The 1,380-nt window shown below is 59.7% G+C and carries 1 protein-coding gene; it reads left to right on the plus strand.

All coding sequences use genetic code 11. The annotated features are described in order from the left end of the window. Positions 1 to 36 precede the first annotated feature (36 nt). Positions 37 to 1,251 (plus strand): ISNCY family transposase, encoded by a 1,215-nt coding sequence (locus AXE65_RS09890; protein ID WP_204376549.1) that lies wholly within the window; start codon positions 37 to 39, stop codon positions 1,249 to 1,251. Positions 1,252 to 1,380: the final 129 nt, after the last annotated feature.

Raw genomic sequence — 1,380 nt, forward strand, 5'->3', positions numbered from 1 at the left:
TGTCAGTGATAAGTAATCTGTCCGCATCAGTAGCAAATGAACTGTCCGGTTTTACTGACCGCCGAGGAGGTGGTCATGAAACGGACGCTATTGCTACAGGAGTTACGGAAGATGCGATTCGAGCACGCTTACGGGGCATGGACAGAGGGGCGGTTAAGCCAGCATGAGGCGGCGCAGTTACTGGGGGTCTGCGAGCGCACTTTTCGGCGGTATTGCAGCCGCTTTGAAGAGGAAGGTCTGGACGGCTTGATAGACCGTCGTCTGGCGCAGGTTTCGCACCGTCGCGCCCCGGTCGATGAGGTCATGGCGTTGTGCGAGCGTTACCGCAGCCGGTATCAGGGCTGGAGCGTGAAGCACTTTCACACCTGGTACCGGCGCGAAGGCGGCACGCGCAGCTATAGCTGGGTCAAGAGCCGCTTGCAGGAAGGCGGTCTGGTGGCCAAGGCGTCCGGGCGCGGCAAACACCGCAAGCGGCGCGAACGGGCGGCGTGGCCGGGGATGATGCTGCACCAAGACGCCAGCACGCACACATGGGTTCCTGGGTGTCAGTGGGACTTGATCGTCACGATGGATGACGCCACCAACGAACACTACAGCATGTTCTTCGTCGAGCAGGAAGGCACGGCATCGAGCTTTCAGGGCATCCGGGACGTGATCGTGACCAGGGGTCTATTTTGCAGCCTGTACACCGACCGTGGCAGTCATTACTGGCATACGCCCGAGGTGGGCGGCAAGGTGGACAAGGTCAATCTGACCCAGGTCGGGCGGGCGATGAAGCAATTGGGTATCGAGATGATTCCTGCGTATTCACCCGAAGCCAGGGGGCGTAGCGAGCGGATGTTCGCCACGCATCAGGAGCGCTTGGTCAAGGAGCTGGCGCTCTTTGGCATCACCGACATGGCAAGCGCCAACCGCTACCTGCGCGAGCAATACCTGCCCGCATTCAACGCCGAATTCATGCAGCCTGCGATGGAGCAAGGCTCAAGCTTCGTGGCGTGCGACGTCCGCCAAATTGACGACATTTTGTGCGAGCACTTTGAGCGCACGGTCGGCAAGGACAACTGCGTGAGCTTTGATGGTCTCAAACTGCAAATCCCGCAGGATCGGGCACGCATGCACTATGTGAAGGTCAAGGTTCGGGTGCTGCGCTATCCCGATGGCGATCTGGCCGTGTTTCACGGGCCGCGTTTGCTGGCGCGGTTCACAGCCGATGGACAGCCGTTTGGAGAGGAGATGAAAAAAGCCGCGTAACCGTCCGGCGCAGGCCGCGCCTTGCGGTTTCAGGCGGCTACGGGCTACGCCCTACGCCGCCTGAAACCGCAAGGCAAAACCGGACAGTTCATTTGCTTTAAAACCGGACAAGTCTATTTGTTGACAACA

Origin of the sequence: Ventosimonas gracilis (genome assembly GCF_001580025.1) — a bacterium.
Lineage (GTDB): Bacteria > Pseudomonadota > Gammaproteobacteria > Pseudomonadales > Pseudomonadaceae > Ventosimonas > Ventosimonas gracilis.

Excerpts from the sequence above, each read along its gene's own strand:
- AXE65_RS09890 (WP_204376549.1), top strand. The coding sequence starts at position 37 with ATGAACTGTCCGGTTTTACTGACCGCCGAGGAGGTGGTCATGAAACGG.